Annotated in this window: 18 protein-coding genes; 11 read left to right on the forward strand and 7 right to left on the reverse strand. The window is 67.7% G+C overall.

The genetic code is table 11. From position 1 onward, the window contains the following. Positions 1–87: 87 nt before the first annotated feature. The 5 genes from J9315_RS02660 to J9315_RS02680 are packed head-to-tail and all read left to right on the forward strand — an operon-like array spanning position 88 to position 4,668. Complete coding sequence (locus J9315_RS02660) at positions 88–1,107, forward strand: ABC transporter substrate-binding protein (RefSeq protein ID WP_198499680.1); 1,020 nt, start codon at positions 88–90, stop codon at positions 1,105–1,107. Further along, positions 1,104–1,958 (forward strand): ABC transporter permease, encoded by an 855-nt coding sequence (locus tag J9315_RS02665; RefSeq protein ID WP_198499679.1) that lies wholly within the window; start codon positions 1,104–1,106, stop codon positions 1,956–1,958. The genes J9315_RS02660 and J9315_RS02665 overlap by 4 nt, the downstream gene beginning before the upstream one ends. Further along, positions 1,955–2,737: an ABC transporter permease gene (locus J9315_RS02670; RefSeq protein WP_198499678.1), complete on the forward strand. Its 783-nt coding sequence runs from the start codon at positions 1,955–1,957 to the stop codon at positions 2,735–2,737. The genes J9315_RS02665 and J9315_RS02670 overlap by 4 nt, the downstream gene beginning before the upstream one ends. 2 nt (positions 2,738–2,739) lie before the next feature. Beyond that, the gene (locus tag J9315_RS02675; protein ID WP_211978729.1) at positions 2,740–3,531 is read left to right on the forward strand and encodes an ABC transporter ATP-binding protein; all 792 of its coding nucleotides are present in this window, start codon (positions 2,740–2,742) and stop codon (positions 3,529–3,531) included. A 60-nt stretch (positions 3,532–3,591) separates the two neighbouring features. Further along, positions 3,592–4,668 carry an MBL fold metallo-hydrolase gene (locus J9315_RS02680; protein WP_211978730.1) on the forward strand — a complete coding sequence of 359 codons (1,077 nt, stop codon included), beginning with the start codon at positions 3,592–3,594 and terminating at the stop codon, positions 4,666–4,668. Positions 4,669–4,810: 142 nt separating this feature from the next. Here the strand turns inward: J9315_RS02680 and J9315_RS02685 are convergent, their stop codons facing one another. Next, on the reverse strand, positions 4,811–6,154 hold the full coding sequence (locus J9315_RS02685; protein WP_211978731.1) for an MFS transporter: 1,344 nt from the start codon (positions 6,152–6,154) through the stop codon (positions 4,811–4,813). Positions 6,155–6,368: 214 nt separating this feature from the next. Between J9315_RS02685 and J9315_RS02690 the strand changes: the two genes are divergently transcribed. The 4 genes from J9315_RS02690 to J9315_RS02705 all read left to right on the forward strand — a co-directional run bounded on the left by J9315_RS02690 (position 6,369) and on the right by J9315_RS02705 (position 10,290). Further along, complete coding sequence (locus tag J9315_RS02690) at positions 6,369–7,220, forward strand: methylenetetrahydrofolate reductase (RefSeq protein ID WP_211978732.1); 852 nt, start codon at positions 6,369–6,371, stop codon at positions 7,218–7,220. Between the two features lie 3 nt (positions 7,221–7,223). After that, positions 7,224–8,099, forward strand: coding sequence for a formyltetrahydrofolate deformylase (gene purU / locus J9315_RS02695; protein WP_198499673.1), 876 nt, complete (start codon positions 7,224–7,226; stop codon positions 8,097–8,099). Between the two features lie 89 nt (positions 8,100–8,188). Beyond that, positions 8,189–9,592, forward strand: a complete 1,404-nt coding sequence (locus J9315_RS02700) for an aminomethyltransferase family protein (protein ID WP_211978733.1) — start codon at positions 8,189–8,191, stop codon at positions 9,590–9,592. Between the two features lie 86 nt (positions 9,593–9,678). Continuing rightward, positions 9,679–10,290, forward strand: coding sequence for a PadR family transcriptional regulator (locus J9315_RS02705; RefSeq protein ID WP_211978734.1), 612 nt, complete (start codon positions 9,679–9,681; stop codon positions 10,288–10,290). 13 nt (positions 10,291–10,303) lie between these two features. Here the strand turns inward: J9315_RS02705 and J9315_RS02710 are convergent, their stop codons facing one another. The 6 genes from J9315_RS02710 to J9315_RS02735 are packed head-to-tail and all read right to left on the reverse strand — an operon-like array spanning position 10,304 to position 18,127. Next, on the reverse strand, positions 10,304–11,188 hold the full coding sequence (locus J9315_RS02710) for an amidohydrolase family protein (RefSeq protein WP_211978735.1): 885 nt from the start codon (positions 11,186–11,188) through the stop codon (positions 10,304–10,306). A 58-nt stretch (positions 11,189–11,246) separates the two neighbouring features. Next, on the reverse strand, positions 11,247–12,167 hold the full coding sequence (locus J9315_RS02715) for a 3-hydroxyacyl-CoA dehydrogenase NAD-binding domain-containing protein (protein WP_211978736.1): 921 nt from the start codon (positions 12,165–12,167) through the stop codon (positions 11,247–11,249). Further along, on the reverse strand, positions 12,164–14,182 hold the full coding sequence (locus J9315_RS02720) for an acetoacetate--CoA ligase (RefSeq protein ID WP_211978737.1): 2,019 nt from the start codon (positions 14,180–14,182) through the stop codon (positions 12,164–12,166). Before J9315_RS02720 ends, J9315_RS02715 begins: the two co-directional genes overlap by 4 nt. Beyond that, entirely contained in the window at positions 14,179–15,117 is a 939-nt protein-coding gene (locus J9315_RS02725) for a crotonase/enoyl-CoA hydratase family protein (RefSeq protein WP_249121000.1), read from the reverse strand. The genes J9315_RS02720 and J9315_RS02725 overlap by 4 nt, the downstream gene beginning before the upstream one ends. Continuing rightward, positions 15,114–16,742 carry an o-succinylbenzoate--CoA ligase gene (gene menE, locus J9315_RS02730; protein WP_211978738.1) on the reverse strand — a complete coding sequence of 543 codons (1,629 nt, stop codon included), beginning with the start codon at positions 16,740–16,742 and terminating at the stop codon, positions 15,114–15,116. Before menE ends, J9315_RS02725 begins: the two co-directional genes overlap by 4 nt. After that, on the reverse strand, positions 16,739–18,127 hold the full coding sequence (locus tag J9315_RS02735; protein WP_211978739.1) for an MFS transporter: 1,389 nt from the start codon (positions 18,125–18,127) through the stop codon (positions 16,739–16,741). The genes menE and J9315_RS02735 overlap by 4 nt, the downstream gene beginning before the upstream one ends. Positions 18,128–18,272: 145 nt before the next feature. Here J9315_RS02735 and J9315_RS02740 point away from each other — a divergent pair, with 145 nt between their 5' ends. Continuing rightward, entirely contained in the window at positions 18,273–19,070 is a 798-nt protein-coding gene (locus J9315_RS02740) for a PaaX family transcriptional regulator C-terminal domain-containing protein (RefSeq protein ID WP_211978740.1), read from the forward strand. 155 nt (positions 19,071–19,225) lie between these two features. Continuing rightward, positions 19,226–20,284, forward strand: a complete 1,059-nt coding sequence (locus J9315_RS02745) for a DUF1524 domain-containing protein (protein WP_211979237.1) — start codon at positions 19,226–19,228, stop codon at positions 20,282–20,284. Positions 20,285–20,990 lie beyond the last annotated feature (706 nt).

A 20,990-nucleotide genomic window follows, 5' to 3' on the forward strand; every position in this document is an offset into this window, starting at 1 on the left:
AGATATTTGTCATCTACCAGTGCAGGCCTGAAGCTGGTGGGGAGCCGATCGACGTCGATCACGGCTCACCCCCGTCCAGGAGGATCGATGACGATCACCACCCGGCCCACTCCCACCCTGCTGACCTCTGTCCAGCGCACCACCACCCGCCGCCTCGGCGCCGCCGTCCTCGCCGTGCTGCTCACCCTCGCCGTCTCCGGCTGCGGAGTCGGAATGGGCAGCGCCAAGAGCATCGGCGACGGCGATACGATCACCGTCGGAGTCATTCCCGTCGCCGACTACGCGTCGATCTACCTCGCCGTCGAAGAAGGCTACTTCGCCGAGGAGGGACTCAACGTCGAGACCAAGGTGATGCAGTCGGCCTCGGCCATCGCACCCTCGGTCATCAACGGCCAACTCCAGTTCGGCACCACCGCGACTCCGCCTCTCGTCATCGCCTACGAGAAGGGCCTGCCGCTGCAGATCGTCGCGAACGCCGCGTCGAATGCTCCGACGGCCGACACCGATCCGACGGCGATCGTCGTCGGATCCGGCAGCCCCATCCAGCGCCCCCGTGATCTCGAGGGGAAGACGGTGGCGATCAACGCGCTCGGCGCGATCACGCAGATCGGCACCGCCGCCGCGGTGCGCGCCGACGGCGGTGATCCGAGCACAGTCGAATACGTCGTCATGTCGCTGCCCGACGGCATCGCCGCGGTCGAGAGCGGTCGGGTCGATGCCGCCTCGACCGCCGAACCGTTCCAGGGACCGGTGGTGGCCGCCGGCGGCCGGATCATCTCCCATCCGCTCTTCGAGACCTTCCCGCCCGACGCCACGTTCGCCGTCGCCTTCACCGCGAAGCCCTTCGCCGAGGCCAACCCCGACGTCGTCGACGCCTTCGTCCGCGCCGTCGACCAGGCCAACGAGAAGGCGGCCGCGGACCCTGAAGCGGTGCGGAAGGTCCTCACAAAGTACGGCAAGCTCGCCCCGTCCGTCGCCGAGACGATGCTCCTGCCGCAGTATTCGACCCAGGTCGACCCCGAAGCGGTGCAGACGACCGCGAACCTCATGACCGACCTCGGCTTCCTCCCCGCGCCGGTCGACACGAAGGGACTGATGCGGCCATGAGCGCGACCATCTCCCGCACCACGCCGACCGGTCGGCGGGCCACCGATCGGCTGACGCGCAGGATCAATCTCGCCGCCGAGACCCCGGCGGGCCGCTTCCTCTTCGGCCTCGGCGCAGTCCTCGCCGTCTTCGTCGTCTGGCAGCTCCTCTCCGTCACCGGCGTTCTGCCCGCGGCGTCCCTCCCCTCGGCGCTGGAGATGCTCGCAGCGTTCTTCACCCTGCTCGGCTCGGCGGTCTTCTGGTCGGCCCTGTGGTCGACGATCTCCGTGGTCCTCGTCGGCCTCGTCCTCATCATCGTCATCGCCACCCCGCTGGCGATCCTCCTGGGCCTCGTCCGCTTCGCCGAGGAATCGGCCTGGTTCGTCATCGAATTCCTCAAACCGATCCCACCCGTCGCCCTCATCCCGCTCGGTCTCCTCCTCTGGGGGCCGAGCCCGGGGATGAAGCTCTTCCTCATCATCCTCGGCGCGATCTGGCCCCTGCTCACCCAGCTCGTCTACGGCGTCCGCGAGGTGGGCGGCACGAGCGCGGACATGGCCCGCAGCTACCGGCTCGGCTGGTGGCTGACGACGAGCCGCCTCGTCGTGCCCTCGATGCTGCCGTTCGCGATGACCGGTCTGCGCATCTCGGCGGCGATCGCGGTGATCGTCGCCGTGGTCACGGAGATGATCGGCGGGGCGGCCGGCCTCGGCCAGGAGATCGTCGTCGCCCAGACCGCGGGAGCGCTGCCTCAGATGTATGCGCTCATCTTCGCCACCGGGCTGCTCGGACTGGCCATCAACGGCCTCTTTAGGATCGCCGAGGTGCCGCTGCTCTTCTGGCATCCCTCCCACCGAGAGGAGGCGGCATGAGCGCCCCGAACCACCTCACCCTGTTCTTCACCCGAGCCTGGCTGCCCGTCGGCATCGTGGCCGTCTGGTGGGTCGCCTCGGCGAACAGCACCTCGCTCTATTTCCCTCCGCTGCAGACGATCCTGTCCACACTGTGGTCGGGCCTCCTCGTCGACGGACTGGTCACCGATGTCCTGCCGAGTGTGGCGAAGTTCCTCCTCGGCTTCGCCATCGCCGCCGTCCTCGGCATCGTCCTCGGCATCTGCATCGGCATGTCCTCGGCGCTGCGGGCGGCCACGGAGCCGATCGTCCAGTTCCTCCGGTCCCTGCCGCCCCCGGTCCTCCTGCCGATCGGACTGCTCCTCTTCGGGATCGGGCCGTCGATGAGCGTGGCGATCATCGTCATCGGCGCGATCTGGCCGACCCTGCTCAACACCGTCGACGGTGTGCGGTCGCTCGATCCGCTCGTCAAGGACATGTCGCGGTCCTACCGGCTGACGATGCCGCAGTACATCCGGTTCGTCCTGCTCCCGAATGCCGGACCGCAGATCTTCGCGGGCCTGCGCACGACCCTGCAGATCTCCATCATCCTCATCGTCGTCTCCGAGATGGTGGCGTCGACGAGCGGCATCGGCTTCTATCTCCTCAACTCGCAGCAGACCTTCGCCGTGGCCGAGACGTGGGCCGGCACCCTCCTGCTCGGCATCCTCGGCTACCTCGCCAATCTCGCCTTCCTCCGACTCGAACGCTTCGTGCTGCGCTGGCAGTACGGCATGCGTGCGCTGACCAGCAAAGGATGATCATGACCTCCGACACGACCACCGATGTCCTCCTCGAACTGCGGGGACTGCGCAAGTCCTACGGGGACGTCGAGATCCTCGCCGGCATCGACGTCGCCATCCGCCGCGGCGAGTTCGTCTGCATCGTCGGCCCCTCGGGGTCGGGGAAGACGACCCTGCTGCGCTGCATGGCCGGGCTGCTGGCACCCTCCGGCGGGCAGACCGTCTTCGAAGGGGAGCCGGTGACCGGGCCCCCGGCCAAACTCGCCGTCGTCTTCCAGGACTACTCGCGGTCGCTGCTGCCGTGGTTGAGCACCGCCGACAATGTCGCCCTTCCCCTGCTCAAGTCGGTGCCCGCCGCTGAACGGCGGGACCGGGTCACCTCGGTGCTCGATGCCGTCGGACTCACCGGCAAAGGCGACCTCTACCCCTGGCAGATGTCGGGCGGCATGCAGCAGCGCGCCGCGATCGCCCGCGGTCTCGCCTTCCAGCCCGATGTCCTCCTCATGGACGAGCCGTTCGCCGCCGTCGATGCGCAGACGCGGATCGAGCTCGAGGACCTCGTCCTCCAGGTGCGCACCGATTTCGACACGACGATCGTCTTCGTCACCCACGACATCGACGAGGCGGTCTACCTCGGCGACACCGTCACCGTCCTCTCCGGGGCCCCGACCACCGTGACCCGCACCATCGACGTCGATCTGCCGCAGCCGCGGAACCAGGTCGAGACGAAGAGTCTGCCCGCCTACGCGGAGTACCGCACCGAAGTCTTCGAACTCATCCAAGCCGCACAGTCACACGCGAGCATCGGGTGAGCCAGGAGCCCACGAATCCCCAGCGTCCGCCTCGGCGGGCCCGCACAGAAAGCAGGAACCATGCCCACTCATCGTCCGCTCACCGCCGCCGAAGCCTCCGCCTACCGCACCAAGGTCACACTCCTCGGGACCGCGGGCGGCCCGCCCTGGTGGGATGACTCGGACCGCCACGGGATCTCGACGGCGATCACGGTCGGTGACGCCGTCTACCTCATCGACTGCGGTGAGGGATGGGGGCCGCAGTTCCGGAAGGCGGGACTGGGGCCGACGGGATTCCAGAAGGGCATCGACAATCTCCGCAGCGTCTTCATCACCCACCACCACTCCGACCACATGGTCGACTACCCGAATCTCCTCATCCTCGCGTGGCACAACGGATCCGACGGGCTCCGGCAGCCGGTGCAGATCTTCGGGCCCGGCGACCGCGGGACCCTGCCGCCGATCTTCGACGAGGACAACAGGGACCCCATCCCCGAGGTGTTCAATCCGGAATCGCCGACGCCGGGTCTCGTCGAGTCCTCCCAGCGGCTGCTGCAGGGGTATGCGCTCGACATCAACGACCGGATGCGCGACAACGCGAAACAGGATCTGCGGGAGATCTTCGAGTTCCACGACATCGAGCTGCCGGGCACGACCGGCTCCGATCCCAACGGGGACCCGACGCCGGCGATGGAGCCGTTCGAGGTCTACGCGGACGAGAACGTGCGGGTCACCGCGATCCTCGTCGACCACCGGCCGATCTTCCCCGCCTTCGCCTTCCGGTTCGACACCCCGGACGGCTCGATCGTCATCTCCGGCGACACCGGAGTCTGCGACAACCTCGTGACGATCGCCGAGGGCGCCGACATCCTCATCCACGAGGTCATCGACATGGAGTGGATCGACGGGCTCATCGGCGAGGCCTCGCCGCATCCCGACCACAACCTCATGCAGCACATGCTCGCCGCGCACACGTCGATCGAGCAGGTCGGGCCGCAGGCCGAAGCCGCAGGGGTCGACACCGTGGTGCTCACCCACATCGTCCCCGCCGACGGCCCGGTCGAGAAGTTCCAGCGGGCGCAGGAGGGGTTCTCCGGCAACCTCGTCGTCGGCGAGGACCTCATGAACTTCGGGCTCGGCACGCCGCGCACCGACTGAGACCGCACGACACCGCGGGCCCCGAGACCACTGCTGGTCTCGGGGCCCGCGGCGTGGGGGCTGTCGCCTGGTCGGCCGTGACTGCCTCGGCGCGTTGCGTCGGCCCGGCCGGCGGTGACCGCGCCCGGCCGGCCGCGACCGCCTAGTCGGCCACGACCGCCTCGGCGCGCTGTGTCGGCCTGCGGTTGGCTTCGATGTCGGCGCCGCGCAGGCCCAGCTGGGCGACCACGGCGAGGAGCAGGATGACGCCGACGAGGATGTAGATCGCCTGCGGACTCCACCCGCCGTCGAGCAGCGCTCCGGTCACGGTCGGTGCGAGAATCGCCCCGAACCGTCCCATTCCGGTGCCCCACCCGGCGCCGGTTGAGCGCAGGCTCGAGGCGTACGACTGCGGGGTGAGGACGTAGAGACCGGCGATGCAGCCGTTGATCGCCATGCCGACGAGCAGACCGACGACGATGACGAGGGCGACCCACTGGGCGGTGAAGATGAAGACCGCCATAAGCACGGCGGCGATGACGATGAACGTCATGAGCACCTCGCGCGTCGACCACCGGGACGTGAAGAGACCGAAGGCCACCGACCCGATCGCCCCGCCCAGAGTGAGGGCCACGGTGACGATGAGCGACAGGGTGGGACTGAGGCCGGTCTCGTTCATCAGCCGCGGCGTCCACGAGTTCACGAAGTAGAAGCCGAACATGATGATGAAGAACGACGCCCACACGACGATGGTGACCCGGCGGTTGCGGGCGTTGAACAGTGCGGGAATGCCGCGATCGGTGCGTGCCAGGGCGGGCACCGGCATGAGCTCGACCGGGCCCGTCTGCCCGAGGCGGCGGGCGATCGTGTCGAGCCGCCGCTGTGCGTTCGCCGGCTGTCGGTTGTAGAGGAACGACGGGGACTCGGGAATGAGGACGATGACGAGAATGAGCGCGACGATCGTCAGCGCGCCGCCGAAGACGAACACCGAGCGCCAGCCGAAGCTGCTGATGAGCGAGACCATGATGGTCCCGCCCACGGCTGCGCCGACACCGTAGCCGGCGGTGTAGATGCTGATGGCGAGTCCGCGTCGCTTTCGCGAGGCGTACTCGGCGCAGATGACGTTGGTACCGGTGAGGATGCCTCCGATGCCGAGCCCGGTGACGACCCGCCAGATGCCGAGCTCCGTCGCCGAGGTGGCTGTGGCCGAGAGGAACAGCCCGGCGCAGTTGACGATGAGGGCGATGATCGTCATCCGCCGGCGGCCGATGCGGTCGGCCACCGGGCCGAGGATAAGTGCGCCGACAGCCATGCCGAGCAGGGCCGCGCTCATCACCAGGCCAAGGGCGGTGCCCGAGAGGGAGAATTCCTCGGTCACCTGATTCGACGAGAAGGAGATCGCCAGGACGTCGTAGCCGTCGAGGGCATTGAGGAAGGTGCAGATGCCGACGATGAGCCATTGGTAGGGCGACATCCGTGAGGTGTCGATGCGTTCGCGTAGATCCACGTTGGTCTCCGATTCTGCAAGCAGTTCATCCCGCGACGGTGCGAGATGGCTATAAGCATAGGGAAAAACGACGTGATCCGCATTACCGTCTCAGAACTTATTCAGCAAAACAGAGGCGAAATGCAAATCTTCTGAATACCTATGGACATAGGTAAATGATTGTGCCTATAGTGCGAGGGAACCCACGGCAGTGTTCACGAAAGGAACTGACCCCATGGTTGAGTCAACGGCGGTTCGACTTCTGGAGGACTTCTCACTCGAGATGACCGGCAAGGATGTCGACGCACTGCGGGAGGCCGCTGCGGTCATCCCCACCGGGACGAGGATCAACGTCACCTACCTCGGCAATGAGGATCTTCCGATGCGCGTGGCCGCCGCCGAGGCGGTGCGCGAGCTCGGGTTCGTCCCCGTTCCCCACATCTCGGCCCGCCGCATCGCCTCCGAGCCGAGCCTGCGGGAGTTCCTCACCGCACTTCAGGACGTCGGAGCCAGCGAGCACGTCTTCGTCGTCGGCGGAGACCCGGCCGTCCCCGAAGGCCCCTACCCCGATTCGCTGACGATCATCCGCTCGGGCATCCTCCAGGACTACGGGGTGCGCGAGGTGAGCATCGCCGGCTACCCCGAAGGGCACCCCGACATCGACTCGGCCACTCTCGCCGAGCACCTGGCGGCGAAATCCGCATCGCTGGCCGACCAGGGACTCGGGCAGGTCGTGCTCAGCCAGTTCGCCTTCGACGCCGACCGGGTGACGGCGTGGATCGAGGGGGTGCGGGGCGCCGGCATCGACGCCGAGATCCGCGTCGGCGTGCCCGGACCGGCCGGGGTCAAGCGGCTCATGGGCTACGCTCGGCGCTTCGGGGTCGGAGCGAGCGCGGGAATCGTGCGGAAGTACGGATTCTCCCTGACCAACCTCGTCGGCACGGCCGGACCCGATCGCTTCGTCAGCGAGCTCGCCACCGACCTCGCCGGCGCGGGGGACGCTGGGACGGTGAAGGCGCACTTCTACACCTTCGGCGGCCTCGCGGCGACGGCCGAATGGGTTCGCGACTTCGTCAGGGAGGCGTAGACCGTGAACCAGCTCGCTGCGAGCCGACGCGATTTCGCGACGCTCATCGTCACCTGCCCCGACCAGCCGGGACTCGTCTCCCTCATCACCGCCCTCATCGCGCGCAACAAGGGCAACATCATCTCCCTCGACCAGTACACGACCGATCCGCGCGGCGGCGACTTCTTCCAGCGCGTCGTCTTCCACCGCGAGGGTCTGAGTGCGGCGCTGCCGGAGATCGAAGCCGACCTCGCCGCGACCCTCGGGCCCCACGAGATCGACTACCGCCTCGTCGAGGGCAGTGCGCTCAAGCGCATGGCGGTGCTCGCGTCGAAGAGCGACCACTGCCTCCTCGACCTCCTCTGGCGGCACCAGCGCGGAGAGCTGCCGGTGACGATCCCCCTCGTCATCTCCAACCATTCCGACCTCGCCGAGGAGGTGCGCCGTTTCGGGATTCCGTTCTTCCACGTCCCCTCCCAGGGGGAGGACAAGTCGGAGGCCGAAGCGCGGATCCTCGAGCTCCTCGACGGCAACGTCGACTTCGTCGTCCTCGCCCGGTACATGCAGATCCTCTCGGAGTCGTTCATCGACGAGGCCGAGGTGCCGATCATCAACATCCACCACTCGTTCCTCCCCGCGTTCATCGGCGCCGCGCCCTACCGCAAGGCCAAGGAGAGAGGAGTCAAACTCATCGGCGCGACCGCCCACTACGTGACGAAGGACCTCGACGAGGGGCCGATCATCGAACAGGACGTCACCCGCGTCAACCACACGATGACGGCCGCCGACATGCAGACGCGCGGCGCCAACGTCGAACGCGCCGTGCTCTCCCGGGCCGTGCGCCTCCATGCCGAGGACCGCGTCATCCGCCACGGCAACCAGACGATCGTCTTCACCTGACCCGTCCTCCCGGCACCCCCTCCCCACTGACCCACCCCACCCCAGAGACTCCCACGCAAGAGAGACAAGAACAGAGAGGTTTGACCACCATGTCCGACAACCTGCAGCAGATCCTCGATTCGACCAATCCCGTCGACCTTCTGCGCAACTCCCAGATCGGCTCCTACATCTACCCCGTGGTCCCCGCGGACTTCACGAACTGGATCAAGGAGCAGAAGGCATGGCGTGACACCGCTGTGCTCTACGACCAGTCCCACCACATGGACAATGTGTTCCTCAAGGGCTCCGACGCGATCAAGCTCATCTCCGACACCGCGATCAACTCGGTGGCGAACTTCGCGGTGAACAAGGCCAAGCAGTACGTGCCGACGACGGCCTCCGGTCACGTCATCGGCGACGGCATCCTCTTCCGCGAAGCCGACGAGGAGTACGTCTACGTCGGCCGGGCACCGGCCTCGAACTGGCTGCTCTTCCACGCCGAGACCGGTGACTACCCCAACCTCGACATCGAGGTCGACCGCCGCTCGCCGTCGCGTCCCTACGGTCACGCGGTCTCGCGGCAGTACTACCGCTTCCAGATTCAGGGACCCAACGCCTGGTCGGTCATCGAGAAGCTCAACGGCGGCCCGCTGGAGAAGCTCGGCTTCTTCAACATGTCGACGATGACGATCGCGGGCAAGGAGGTGCGCACGCTGCGCCACGGCATGGCCGGTGCCCCCGGTCTCGAGATCTGGGGACCGTACGAGGACCACGACGTCATCCGCGACGCCATCGTCGAGGCGGGGGCTGAGTTCGGTCTGCTGCCCGTCGGTTCGCGCGCCTACCCGTCGAACACCCTGGAATCCGGGTGGATACCCTCGCCGCTGCCGGCGATCTACACCGGGGAGGCCGAGCGGCCGTTCCGCGAATGGCTCGGCGCCGACAGCTACGAGGCCACCGGCACCCTGGCCGGGTCGTTCGTCTCCGACAACATCGAGGACTACTACCTCACCCCGTGGGAACTCGGCTACGGCTCGTTCGTGAAGTTCGACCACGACTTCATCGGTCGCGACGCGCTGGAGCAGATGGACCCCGCCGCTCAGCGCCGGAAGGTCACGCTCGCGTGGGACGCCGAGGACCTCGGCAAGGTGTGGACCTCGCTGCTCGACGTCGACGGACCGAACTACAAGTTCTTCGACCTGCCGCTGGCGAACTACGGGTCGGCGAACTACGACTCGGTCGTCGATGCCGACGGCAAGGTCGTCGGGTTCTCGATGTTCACCGGCTACTCGGCGAACGAGCGTCGCGGTCTCTCCCTGGCCACCGTCAACCCCGATGTCCCTGAGGGCGCGGAGCTCTCGGTCGTCTGGGGCGAGCCGGACGGCGGCACGAACAAGGCCTCGGTCGAACCGCACGAGCAGACCCAGGTCAAAGCCGTCGTCAGCCCGGTGCCGTACTCGACCGTGGCCCGCCAGACCTACCGCGGGGGATGGCGCACGGGTCAGAACTCCTGACGGCTATAGTCTGGAAGGGCTCGGGCACACAGCCCGGGCCCTTTCGTCGTTGTCGAGTGGTCAGAGTCGAAACCAAGGAGCAAGCCATGAGTCTGCGGAACGCGATCCTCGCGCTCCTCCGCATCGGACCGATGTCGGGCTACGACCTGCAGAAGCAGTTCTCCCAGTCCGTCGGGCACGTCTGGCATGCTCCGGATTCCCAGATCTACCCGGAGCTGCGCAAAATGGCCGACCAGGGTCTCCTCACCGCCGAAGAGCAGGCCCGGGGAGCGTCGGGGATGCGGAAGGTCTACCACGTCACCGAGGCGGGGGAGCGGGAGTTCCTCGAGTGGATGAATGCCCCGCTGAAGTACCAGCGCACCCGCGACGCCGCGCATCTGCGGGCGGCGTACCTCGAGGCCGCCGACCCCGAGGCGATCGAGGAGTTCCTCAACGGTCATATCCGCCATTGGCAGGTCGAGCTCGAGACCGTCGAGGAGGAGATCTGCAAGATCGACACCCTCACCTCGCCGATGCTCAACCGTCGTCTCGAGGTCACCGAGGACGAGGACCGGGAGGCGACCATCGCCTTCAAGCGCTACTCGTACGAGGGTCTGGCTGCGCGTGCTCGCGGCGAGATCCGGTGGGCCCGGGAAGGACTGGCGCTCATCCGCCAGCTCGGCATCGCCGACGGGGTCGAGGACGCCGACCCCGAGTGAGCCCGCGGGACGCTCAGAGTCCGAGCACGCGCACGGCATTGTCCTTCATGATGAGCGGCACGGCCTCGGGTCGGATGCCGAGGTCCTCGAAGTCCCTCATCCAGCGCTCGGGGGTGATGAGCGGAAAGTCGGAGCCGAAGAGCGCCTTGTCCTTGAGGATCGAACCGATGGCCCGAACCAGCTGCGGTGGGAAGTACTTCGGGGACCAGCCCGAGAGGTCGAGGTAGACGTTCGCCTTGTGGGTGGCGATCGAGATCGACGAATCGGCCCACGGGACGGAGGGGTGGGCGAGGATCATCGTGAGGTCGGGGAAGTCGGCGGCGACATCGTCGAGGAGCATCGGATCCGAGTAGCGCAGCTTGATGCCGCGACCGCCGGGCAGTCCCGCGCCGATTCCCGTCTGGCCGGTGTGGAAGAGCGCGACCAGCCCGAGTTCGGCGCACGCCTCGTAGAGCCCGTAGTACTCCCGCTCACTGGGGTCGAAGCCCTGCAAGCTGGGATGGAACTTCATCCCGCGCACCCCGTAGTCCGTCGCGAGCTCCCGGATCCGGGCAACCGCCTCGGCGGGCCGGCGGGGATCGACGGAGCCGAACGGGATGAGGGTGTCGTTGTGCTCGGCGGCCTGCTCGGCGATCATCTCGCTCGACACCGGGGGATGGCCGCCGAGGGCCGTCGTCGCATCGACGGTGAAGATCACCGCGGCCATGCTGCGCTCACGGTAGTAGGCGGCGAGGTCGGCGACCGTGGGTGTCCGCGGCACCGCGGCCCGGAAGTAGTCCGCCGAGGCGGCGAGGAGTTCGTCGTCGAGCGAGGTGTGGTGGTGGCCGTCGAATTCGACGTGGGTGTGCACGTCGAGCGCGGTGATCGTCGCGGTGTCGATCGCGGGTTCGTATCTCATCGGGGGCAGTCCTCCTGCGGGTCGGCGGGGGCGCGGCGGTCGCCGCGGCCTGGCGGGTTCACGGCAGCGTCGGGTAGCGCTCTTTGAGGGCGATGAGCTCGGCGAGCATGGCATCGCGGTCGCGGATCAGCGCTGCGGTGCTGCGTCCGTCGAGTTCCTCCTCGACGCCGGCGACGAGCTTATCGGTGAGCTCCTCGCCGAGGTGGACCTGCCGCAGATCGTGCATCCACACCTCCTGCGGCGGCCCGAGGTGCTCAAGGAGATGGCGCATCCCGCCAGGCCCGCCGGAGAGGTGCTGGACGGCGAGGGGACCGAGCACCGCCCACCGCAGTCCCGGGCCGTAGGAGATCGCGGTGTCGATGTCCTCGACGGAGACGACTCCGCGGTCGATGAGCGAGTAGGCCTCCTGCCAGAGGGCGGCCTGGAGTCGGTTGACGACGTGGCCGGGGAGTTCGGCCCGCACGCGGATCGGCTTCTTCCCGATCGCGCGATAGACCTCGATGGCCCGCTCGCCGATCTCCTCCGGTGCTCCCGGGGCGGTGACGACCTCGACGAGCGGGATGAGATGGGCCGGATTGAACGGATGCCCGACGACGATCCGCTCCGGGGCGACCTCGGCGCTCGCCGCGATCGCCGAGGGACCGAAGCCCGAGGTCGACGAGGCGATGATCGCCGAGGTGGGCGCGGCCGCATCGATCTCGGCGAGGATGGCCTGTTTGACCTCGAGCCGTTCGGGACCGTTCTCCTGGACGAAGTCGGCCTCACCGACCGCCTCGGCGAGGGAGCCGGAGAAGCGCAGCTGGTCGAGGCGCTCGAGCGCCTCGGGATGGGTGGTCTCGAGTGCGGAGCGGACGTCGTCGTGCAGTCGGTCCGCAGCCCCAGGGGCCGGGTCGAACGCGGTGACCTCGTGACCGGCGGCGAGGAACCCCGCCGCCCACGCCGCGCCGATGACGCCCGTGCCGATGATCGCCGTCCTCATGCCGGTGCCTGCTCGCGTGAGAACCGGGCCGCGTAGGCGATGTACTCCTCGAGGGAGCGCGGATCCTGCAGGGATCCGGGGCTGACGACGGAGTCCGCCGCGGCACCCTGGATGATGCGCTTGACCGGGACTTCGAGCTTCTTGCCGGTGCGACCGAGGGGGATCCGGGACACCCCGACGATGTCGTCGGGGATGTGGCGTGGAGAGAGACGGGTCTTGAGCGCCGCGCGGAGGCTCGCCGCCGTCTCCGGCGACACGGGACCCCCGTCGTCGAACTGGACGAAGAGGACGAGTTCACCCATCCCGCCGGCGGGATCCTCGAGGTGGATGACGAGGGAGTCGCGGACCCCGGGCACGGTGTCGAGGACGGAGTAGAAGTCGGCGGTCCCGAGTCGCACCCCGCCCCGGTTGAGGGTGGCATCGGAGCGTCCGGTGACGACGACGCCGCCGTCGCTGAAGAACTCCACCCAGTCACCGTGCCTCCACACGCCCGGGTAGGTGTCGAAGTACGCGGCGCGGTAGCGGGCGTCGCCGTCCTCGCCCCAGAACGTCACGGGCATCGAGGGGACGGGCGCGGTGATGACGAGTTCGCCGAGCTCGTCGCGGACCTCGTTGCCGTCCGCGTCGAAGGCGGTGGCCGCGAAGCCGAGCGAGGTGTCCGACATCCGCCCGGCATACACCGGGGTGAGGGGTGAGGCCTGGAGGATTCCCGAGCAGACGTCGGTGCCGCCGGACCCGACGTTGAGGAGGACCCCGTCGCCGAACTGCTCCTGGATCCACGTGTAGCCCTCGGCGGGCAGCGGGGCCCCGGCGACGCCGAACTGCTCGACAGCGGAGAGGTCGAACTCCGTCGTCGGGTCCAGGCCCTCACGGCGGGCGGCCATGATCGCGCCCGGGGCCATGCCCATGAGCGTGGCCCGGGTGCGCGCCGCGAGTCTCCACAGCTCCTTGGCATCCGGATGGTTGGGGTTGCCGTCGATCATGACGATCGCGGACCCGACGACGAGCCCGCCGACGAGGGCATTCCACATCATCCACGCCGTCGTCGAGAACCAGCAGAACGTGCTGCCGGGACCGAGGTCGAAGTGGAGCCCGTGGTTCTTCAGCGTCTCGAGGAGGATCCCGCCGTGGGAGTGGACGATCGCCTTCGGCTTCCCCGTCGTCCCGGAGGAGAAGAGGATGACGAGCGGGTGGTCGAAGGGGACCGGAGTGAACTCGAGGTCCGCCGAGGCGGCGCCGAGGCTCTCGTAGTCCGTGACCTCGACAGGCGAGTCCGCCTCACGGGCGCCGGCGATGAGTGCACGGGCGGCGTCATCGACGGCGAAGTCGCCGTAGTCGACGGTGATGAGAAGGGTGAGGCTCGGCAGGGCGGCGACGATCTCGGCCACCTCGGCTCTCCGGTCGATCGGCTTCTCACCGAACCGGTAGCCCGGGATCGCGACGAGCACGGTCGGTGCGATCTGGGAGAAGCGATCGATGACCGACTGGGTGCCGAACTCCGGGGCGCAGCTGGCCCAGATCGCCCCGATGCTCGCTGCGGCGAGGAAGACGACGAGCGCCTCGGGCTGATTCGGCAGGTACCCGGCGACCCGGTCACCCGGACCCAACCCCATGTCGAGCAGACCTGAGCGGACCCGGGCGACCTCGGCGCGCAGCTGGGCGAAGGTGAGGGTGCGCTCCTCCCGGGTCTGGGACACCGCGGTCACGGCGATGTCATCGGCCTGGTCGGGGGAGCCGAGGGAGTGCTCGGCGTAGTTGAGCCGCGCACCGGGGAACCACTTGGCGTGCGGCATGATCCGCTCTTCGAGCACCGTTTCGTACGGGGCGTGGCTGATGACGCCGAAGTAGTCCCAGATCGCCTCCCAGAACTCCTCGATCTCGGTGGTCGACCAGCGGTGGAGATCGTCCCAGCCGGTGAAGGCGGTGCCGCGACGCTCGCCTGCCCATCGGAGGAAGTCACCGAGGCGGCTGGTGTCCCCGGCGTCGGCGGGGACCTCGCGGATGATCGTCGTCATGGCTTCCTCACCTTGGGTCCGGTGCCGTCGAGGAAGTCGCGCATGAGGGCCTTCGCCTCGGTGCTCGACTGGGCGACGGCGGCCATGAGGGCCTCCATCATGTAGCCCTCGTCGCGGCCGGATTCGACGATCCGCGGCAGCGCCTGGGTGATCGCGTAGTTCGTCACCTCGGAGTTCGACGCGATCGCGTGCGCCAGGTCGAGGGCCTTCTCACTGCCCTGCCCGGCGGGGACGCGGTAGTTGACGAGGCCGATGGTCTCCGCCTCGACGGCGTCGAACGAGCGGCCTGTGAGCATCATGTCCTGGACGCGGTTGAGCCCGATGAGCCGGGGCACCCGCACCGAGGCGCCGCCGCCGACGAAGAGCCCGCGCTTGCCCTCGGGGAGGGCGAAGTAGGCGGAGTCCTCGGCGACGCGGAGGTGGGCGGCGCTGGCGAGTTCGAGTCCGCCGCCGATGACGCCGCCCTGGAGGACGGCGACGACGGGGATCGCCGACTCGGTGATCGCGTTCATCGTCGCATGCCACCGGCGGGAATGGAGGAGACCGGAGACGGCGTCGCGCTCGGTCATCTCGGACAGGTCGAGTCCCGCGCAGAAGTGGTCGCCGGCGGCGGTGAGCACGATCGCGCGGATGCCTGCGGGAGGCTCGGCGAAGAACGCGCCGAGGCGGCCGATCGTCGCGTCGTCGAGGGCGTTGCGCTTGGCGCGGCGGTCGAGGGTGAGGACGCCGATGGACCCATCGCGGACGAAGCTCAGTGTCGGGCCGAGGTCGGTTTGGCCGAGGTCGGTCGAGCTGGGATCGACCGATCCGGATTCGGCCGGGGATGACGGTCGCGAGGGCTCAGCGCTGGCCTCGGCGGATCGCGCTGCCTCGGTGGGTCGGGTTGCCTCGGTGGGAGTGGTCGCCTCGGTGGGAAGGGGGGTGTGGGAGGTCATGGTGCTTCCTTGGTCGGTGCGGTGCTGGTCGGTGCTGTGATCGTCGATTCGGGGTTGGTCGAGTCGGTGGTGGTCGATGTTGATGTGGTCGGGCCAACGGTGGTCGGTTGGGGGCGGGCCCCGTGGGCGCCGAGGGGCCCGGTGCGGCGCAGGGTCCCCTTGTGGACCTTGCCCGAGCCGGTGCGCGGGAGGGCGTCGACGATGTCGAAGTGCTTCGGGACCTTGTACTTCGCGAGGCGGGTGAGGAGGAACTCGCGCAGCTCCTCGGGGGTTGGGGTATGGGATTCGGCGGCGACGACGAAGGCGTGGCCGACTTCGCCCCAGCGGTCGTCGGCGGCGGCGACGATCGCGGCCTCGGCGACGGCGGGATGCTCGAAGAGGACGGATTCCACCTCGGCGGGGTAGACGTTCTCACCTCCGGAGATGAACATGTCCTTGAGGCGGTCGACGATGAAGAGGAAGCCGTCCTCGTCGAGGTAGCCGATGTCCCCGGTGTGGAACCACCCGCCGGGGGAGAATGCGGACTCCGTGGCCGCGTCGTTCCTCCAGTACCCGTTCGTGACGTTGGGACCGCGCACGACGACCTCGCCAGGCTGGCCGGCCGCGCAGGGGTTCCCCGAGGGGTCGCGGATGTCGATCTCGGAAAAGGGCAGCGCCCGACCGGCCGATCCGGGCTTGTCCAGGGCATGCGACGCCGGCAGGATCGTCGCCCCGGGCGAGGTCTCCGTGAGCCCGTACCCCTGGCAGAAGGCGATGTCCCGGGCCTGGAAGGCGTTGATGAGGGAGACGGGGATCGGGGCGCCTCCGGAATTGATGAACCGCAGCGAGGTGAGATCGGCGGTGGACCACCTCGGCGACTGGAGCATATCGGCGAACATCGTCGTCACCCCGGCCATCCACGTCAGGCCCTCGTGTTCGATGGCGTCGAAGGCGCGGTCGACGTCCCAGGTCGCCTCCATGAGGATGCTGCCGCCGCGCAGGTAGCTCGTGAGCACCTGCTGGTTGAGACCGATGACGTGGAAGAGCGGTGCGGCGACGAGGGTCGTGTCCGCGGCAGTGAGGTCGGTGCTGAGGAGGAAGTTGAAGGCGTTCCACAGGACGTTGGCGTGGGAGAGCACGGCGCCCTTCGGCCGTCCGGTGGTGCCGGAGGTGAAGAGGAGGAGCGCGGGTTCGTCGCCGTCGAGGTCCGCGGCGGGGATCATCGGTCCCTGCGCCGAGGCGGGGGCGGGGTCCCAGCGGACCGGCTCGACCGGCACCGTCGAGCTGAGGCGATCGGCGGTGCCCATGAACTCGGGAGCGACGAGGAGGCGGGAGACTCCGGCGTTGTCGAGCTGGAAATCGAGTTCCGCGGGGGCGAGGCGCCAGTTGAGGGGGAGGAAGATCGCGCCGAGGCGCAGGCACGCGAGCACGGTGACGACCGCGGCCGGATGGTTGGGTCCGAGATAGGCGACCCGGTCACCGCGGCGGATGCCCGCCGAGTGCAGGGCGGTGGCCGCGATGAGGGTGCGCTCATGGAGATCGGCGTACGAGTGATCGAGGCCGGCGAAGCGGATCGCGGTCGACTCGCCGTGGTCGGTGGCCTGCCGCTCGGAGAGTGTCGCGAGGCTGGGGTGGACGAAGGTCAACGGCTCTGTCCTTCCGGTGCGGGGTCGTCGGCGGTCATGGGTCCGGAGACCGGGGACGCAGCAGAGCCATCGGCTGGGATAACGGCGTCGGGGGCGACTCGATCGGAGAGGCTGCGCGTCTTCGTCTCGCCGAGGCGGAGGATGCAGAGGATGCTGACGATCGAGACGGCGACGATGACGAGGGAGAGCGGGATGGTCGAGGAGCCGCCGTTGGCCGTCATGATCGCAGCGAAGAGGACGGGGGAGATGCCGGCGCCGAGGCCCGCGAACTGATAGCCGAGCGAGGCGCCGGTGTAGCGGTGCTCGGTGTCGAAGAGTTCCGTGTAGAACCCGGCGAGCGGGCCGTAGATCATCGGATGGATGATGCCTTGGCAGATGATCATGCCGATGGTGATGAGGACGCCGTTCTTCGTCTCGATGAGGGGGAAGAGGGCGAAGCTCCACGCAGCGATGAGGATGGCGCCGGTGATGACGAGGGGTCGGCGCCCGATCGCATCGGAGAGGCGCGACCAGAGGATGATGCCGAAGATCGCGAAGAACGAGGAGAAGGTCAGGGCGTTGAGGATCGTCTGCTGGTCGACCCCGATCTGGACGCCGAAGGCCACGGAGTACGTGGTGAGCAGGCCCTGGAACATGAAGGCGGAGAGTCCGACGCCGATCGAGAGCAGGAGGGTGACCGGCTGCTTGCGCAGGGTCGCCATGATGGGGATCGACTTCGCCCGCGGGCGGTCCTTCGCGCGGAGGAATTCGGGCGACTCGTCGACGGCGGCGCGAACGACGACGCCGACGACGAGGAGGATGATCGAGGCGAGGAACGGCAGCCGCCAGCCCCACGCAACGAACTCCTCGACGCCCATGACCGCCAGGGTGCCGGCGACGACGGCGGCGGAGACGACCTGGCCGCTGGGGGCGCCGGCGCTCGTGAAGCTCGCCCAGAAGCCGCGGTTCGTCGTCGAGTGCTCGGCCGACATGAGGGTCGCGCCTCCCCATTCGCCGCCGATCGCGATGCCCTGGATGACGCGGATGAGGACGAGGAGGAGCGGAGCAATGGCGCCGGCCTGGTCGTAGGTGGGGAGGACGCCGATGAGAGTCGAGGCGATGCCGATGGTGAACATGCTGATGACGAGCATGCGCTTGCGTCCGAGCTTGTCGCCGAAGTGACCGAAGATGATGCCGCCCAGCGGACGGGCCAGGTAGCCGGCGGCGAAGGTCGCGAGACTCGCGAGGGTGCCGACGAGCGGCGGAAGATCGGAGAAGAACACCTGTTGGAAGACGAGGGCGGCGCAGACGGAGTAGAGGAAGAAATCGTAGTACTCGATGACGCTGCCGAGGTAGGCGGACGCGGCGGCCCGTTTGAGCATGGTCGGAGATTTCGTGGAAGCCATGGGATCCTCGCTGACTCTGTGGCTTGAAAGGGCGGCGTCGAGATGACGTGACCGAACCCATTTGAATACTATGCAAATAGATGACGATACGACAAGGGTTTGCAGAATAAATTTGACAGGGGAAGTGACGCGCTAATGTGATGCCATGCCCGTTCATCCCCAGTCGCTGTTCCTCGCGCTCGCCGGGCTGCACATGACGGGCGAGCCGACACCGCTGAGCGGTGCGTCGATCGTCGGCGTCATGGGGAGGCTCGGTGTCGGCGAGGCCGCCGCGCGCTCGGTGCTGCAGCGCAATGCCGCGAAGGGGTTCGTCATCCGGGCCAAGGACGGGCGGAAGACGTTCTACACCGTGAGTGACCGGGCCCGGGAGATCCTCCTCGAGGGAGGCCGGAAGATGTTCATCGGTGATCGGGCGCGGCCCTGGGATGGGAAGTGGACGATCGTGCGCATCCAGGTTCCCGAGTCGAAGCGGGCGCTGCGGCACAAGGTGTCGTCGCGACTGTCGTGGGCGGGATTCGGCCGCCTCGACGGCGGAACGTGGGCGGCACCGGCGGCCGTCGACGTCGAGCAGATCTTCGGTGAGGAGGCCAGCGAGGTCAGCCCCGTCGTCGTGTACGGGGAGACTCAGCCGCCGACGACCGACGCGATGCTCGTCGATGCCTTCGACCTCGCCGAGGTGGCGGGGCAGTACGAGGCGTTCGGAGACAAGTGGGGGCAGTGCGCAGTCTCTGAGCTGACGGCCGCCGAGGCGCTCGTACGTCGCGTGGAGCTGCATTTCGACTGGCTGACGCTGACCCGCAGCGACCCGCAGCTGCCGGCGGAGCTGCTGCCCGGTGACTGGCCGGGATTCGTCCAGTGGCGGCTGTTCACGGATCTCGATGAGCAGCTCAGAGCGGCTGAGGAGCCGGCCGTCGCCGACTTCTTCGCCGGCGAGCTGGAGTGAGGGCGACCCCGGTAGTCGGGGCTGCATCGACGGTCGGCTAGCATTCCTGAGGCGGCGCTCGCTCTACATGTGAAGTGGATCCGCGCCCGCCACTCAGTGAGTCGTCCACCAGCGTGAGGCGGCAGAGCACAACCGACCTCGATTGGACAACACACATGCCCGAAAAGCTGTCGACCGGAGCGAAGGTCGGTCTCGGATGCGGCGGAGGCGGATGCCTCACGGTAGTCGTCATCGTCATCGCGGCGATCATCTCGGTCGTCGTCGGCGGTGGACCGGCAGAGACGGCAGGCGAAGCCGCGGGTGAGACTCCGTCCGCATCTGCGACGGCCGAGCCGGCCCCGACGACTGAGACCCCGGTGCCGACGGACATGGCGGATCCGGGCACCGCGCTCGCGATGCTGGCCGACCTCGACACCAAGGGCAGGGCGCCGAAGACCGGCTACGATGCCGACCTCTTCCATTGGCGCTCGGATGTCGATCACAACGGGTGCGACACGAGGAACGATGTGCTTCGCCGCGATCTCAGCTACATCACCCTAAAGCGCGGCTCGAATGGCTGTGTGGTGGTCGGGGGAATGCTCGACGACCCGTACCTCGGTGAGTCCTATGAGTTCGATCGCGACCCGAACAACATCGACATCGACCACGTCGTCGCACGGTCCAATGCGTGGCAGACGGGAGCGCAGGACTTCGACGAGGCTGAGCTCGAGGAGTTCGGCAATGACCCGCTCAACCTTCTCGCAGTCAGCTCGAGGCTCAATCGCCAGAAGGGAGACGGCGACGCGGCGACGTGGCTGCCGCCGCAGAAGAGCTCCCGCTGCGAATACGTCTCGCGGCAGATCGCCGTCAAGCACAAGTACGGGCTGTGGGTGGTCAAGGCCGAACGGGATGCGATGACCCGGGTGCTCGAGTCGTGTGAGGATGAGCCGGCTTTCGCCGAGGACGTGTCGTGGCCCGCGGCAGGCGACGGCGACAACGTCACGGTTGAGCCGGAGCCGACGAAGACGAAACAGCCTGTCGAGACGTCGGCTCCCGATCCTGAGCCGAAACGACGTGAATCCGAGCCGGAACCGAAGCGCGAATCATCGGGTGGGTCGGTGTACTACAAGAACTGCACGGCTGCGCGAGCCGCCGGAGCAGCGCCCGTGCGCGTCGGCGATCCCGGCTATGGCCGCCATCTCGACCGCGACGGCGACGGCGTCGGCTGCGAGTAGTCGGTCGACGAAGCCCCGCGCACACCCGGGTTCGGGAGAGCTGCGGGGCCTTGTGACGCGGTGGGCCCCGTGGGGATCGAACCCACGACCCGCGGTTTGTGCAATATACGCCACCCGTAGTGAACGAAGTGAAGAGTCAGTCGCTGAAGTCCAGATCGCCACCTTGCATGGTTCTCGCCTTCCTGCATCGCGGCACCAAAACCTGAAAATGGAGAGCAGTCCAGATACTGACGCGGCTGAAGATACAAAGGGTCAGGGCCCGTGAGCCCGATGCCAAGCGATACAGCCATCCGACTCAATGCCGCCTGAACGCCCTGTTCGCGATGCCGAGAACCGGAACAATCCATAACGAGAGAACCTGAATTCGGCTTGACCATGGCGGTAACGCGATTTGACTCCACCAGGGCGCAAGGGCAGACTCGATTTCATCAACACGGAAGCAAGTTTCCGTATTATGGAATTTTTACGAGGGTCATGGTGGATGTTGACGAGCCCAATGCCCGCTCGGCCGGGCGGGCTCGCGACGTGATTCGTCCAGGCGACAACAACGAACGCTGGATTTAAGGTGCCGTCGTAGCCAGTCCGCTGGCTCGAAGCTGAGCAATCCCGGAGGTCCTCGTCTGAGGCCCACCGAAACCGATGAAGTATTTGGCTTTGCGAGTGACGGCCGCAATGCCGATGACGTAGATCGCTTTGCGAGTGACGT

The sequence above is a fragment of the Brevibacterium sp. W7.2 genome, from assembly GCF_018137945.1.
GTDB classification, from domain to species: Bacteria; Actinomycetota; Actinomycetes; order Actinomycetales; family Brevibacteriaceae; genus Brevibacterium; species Brevibacterium sanguinis.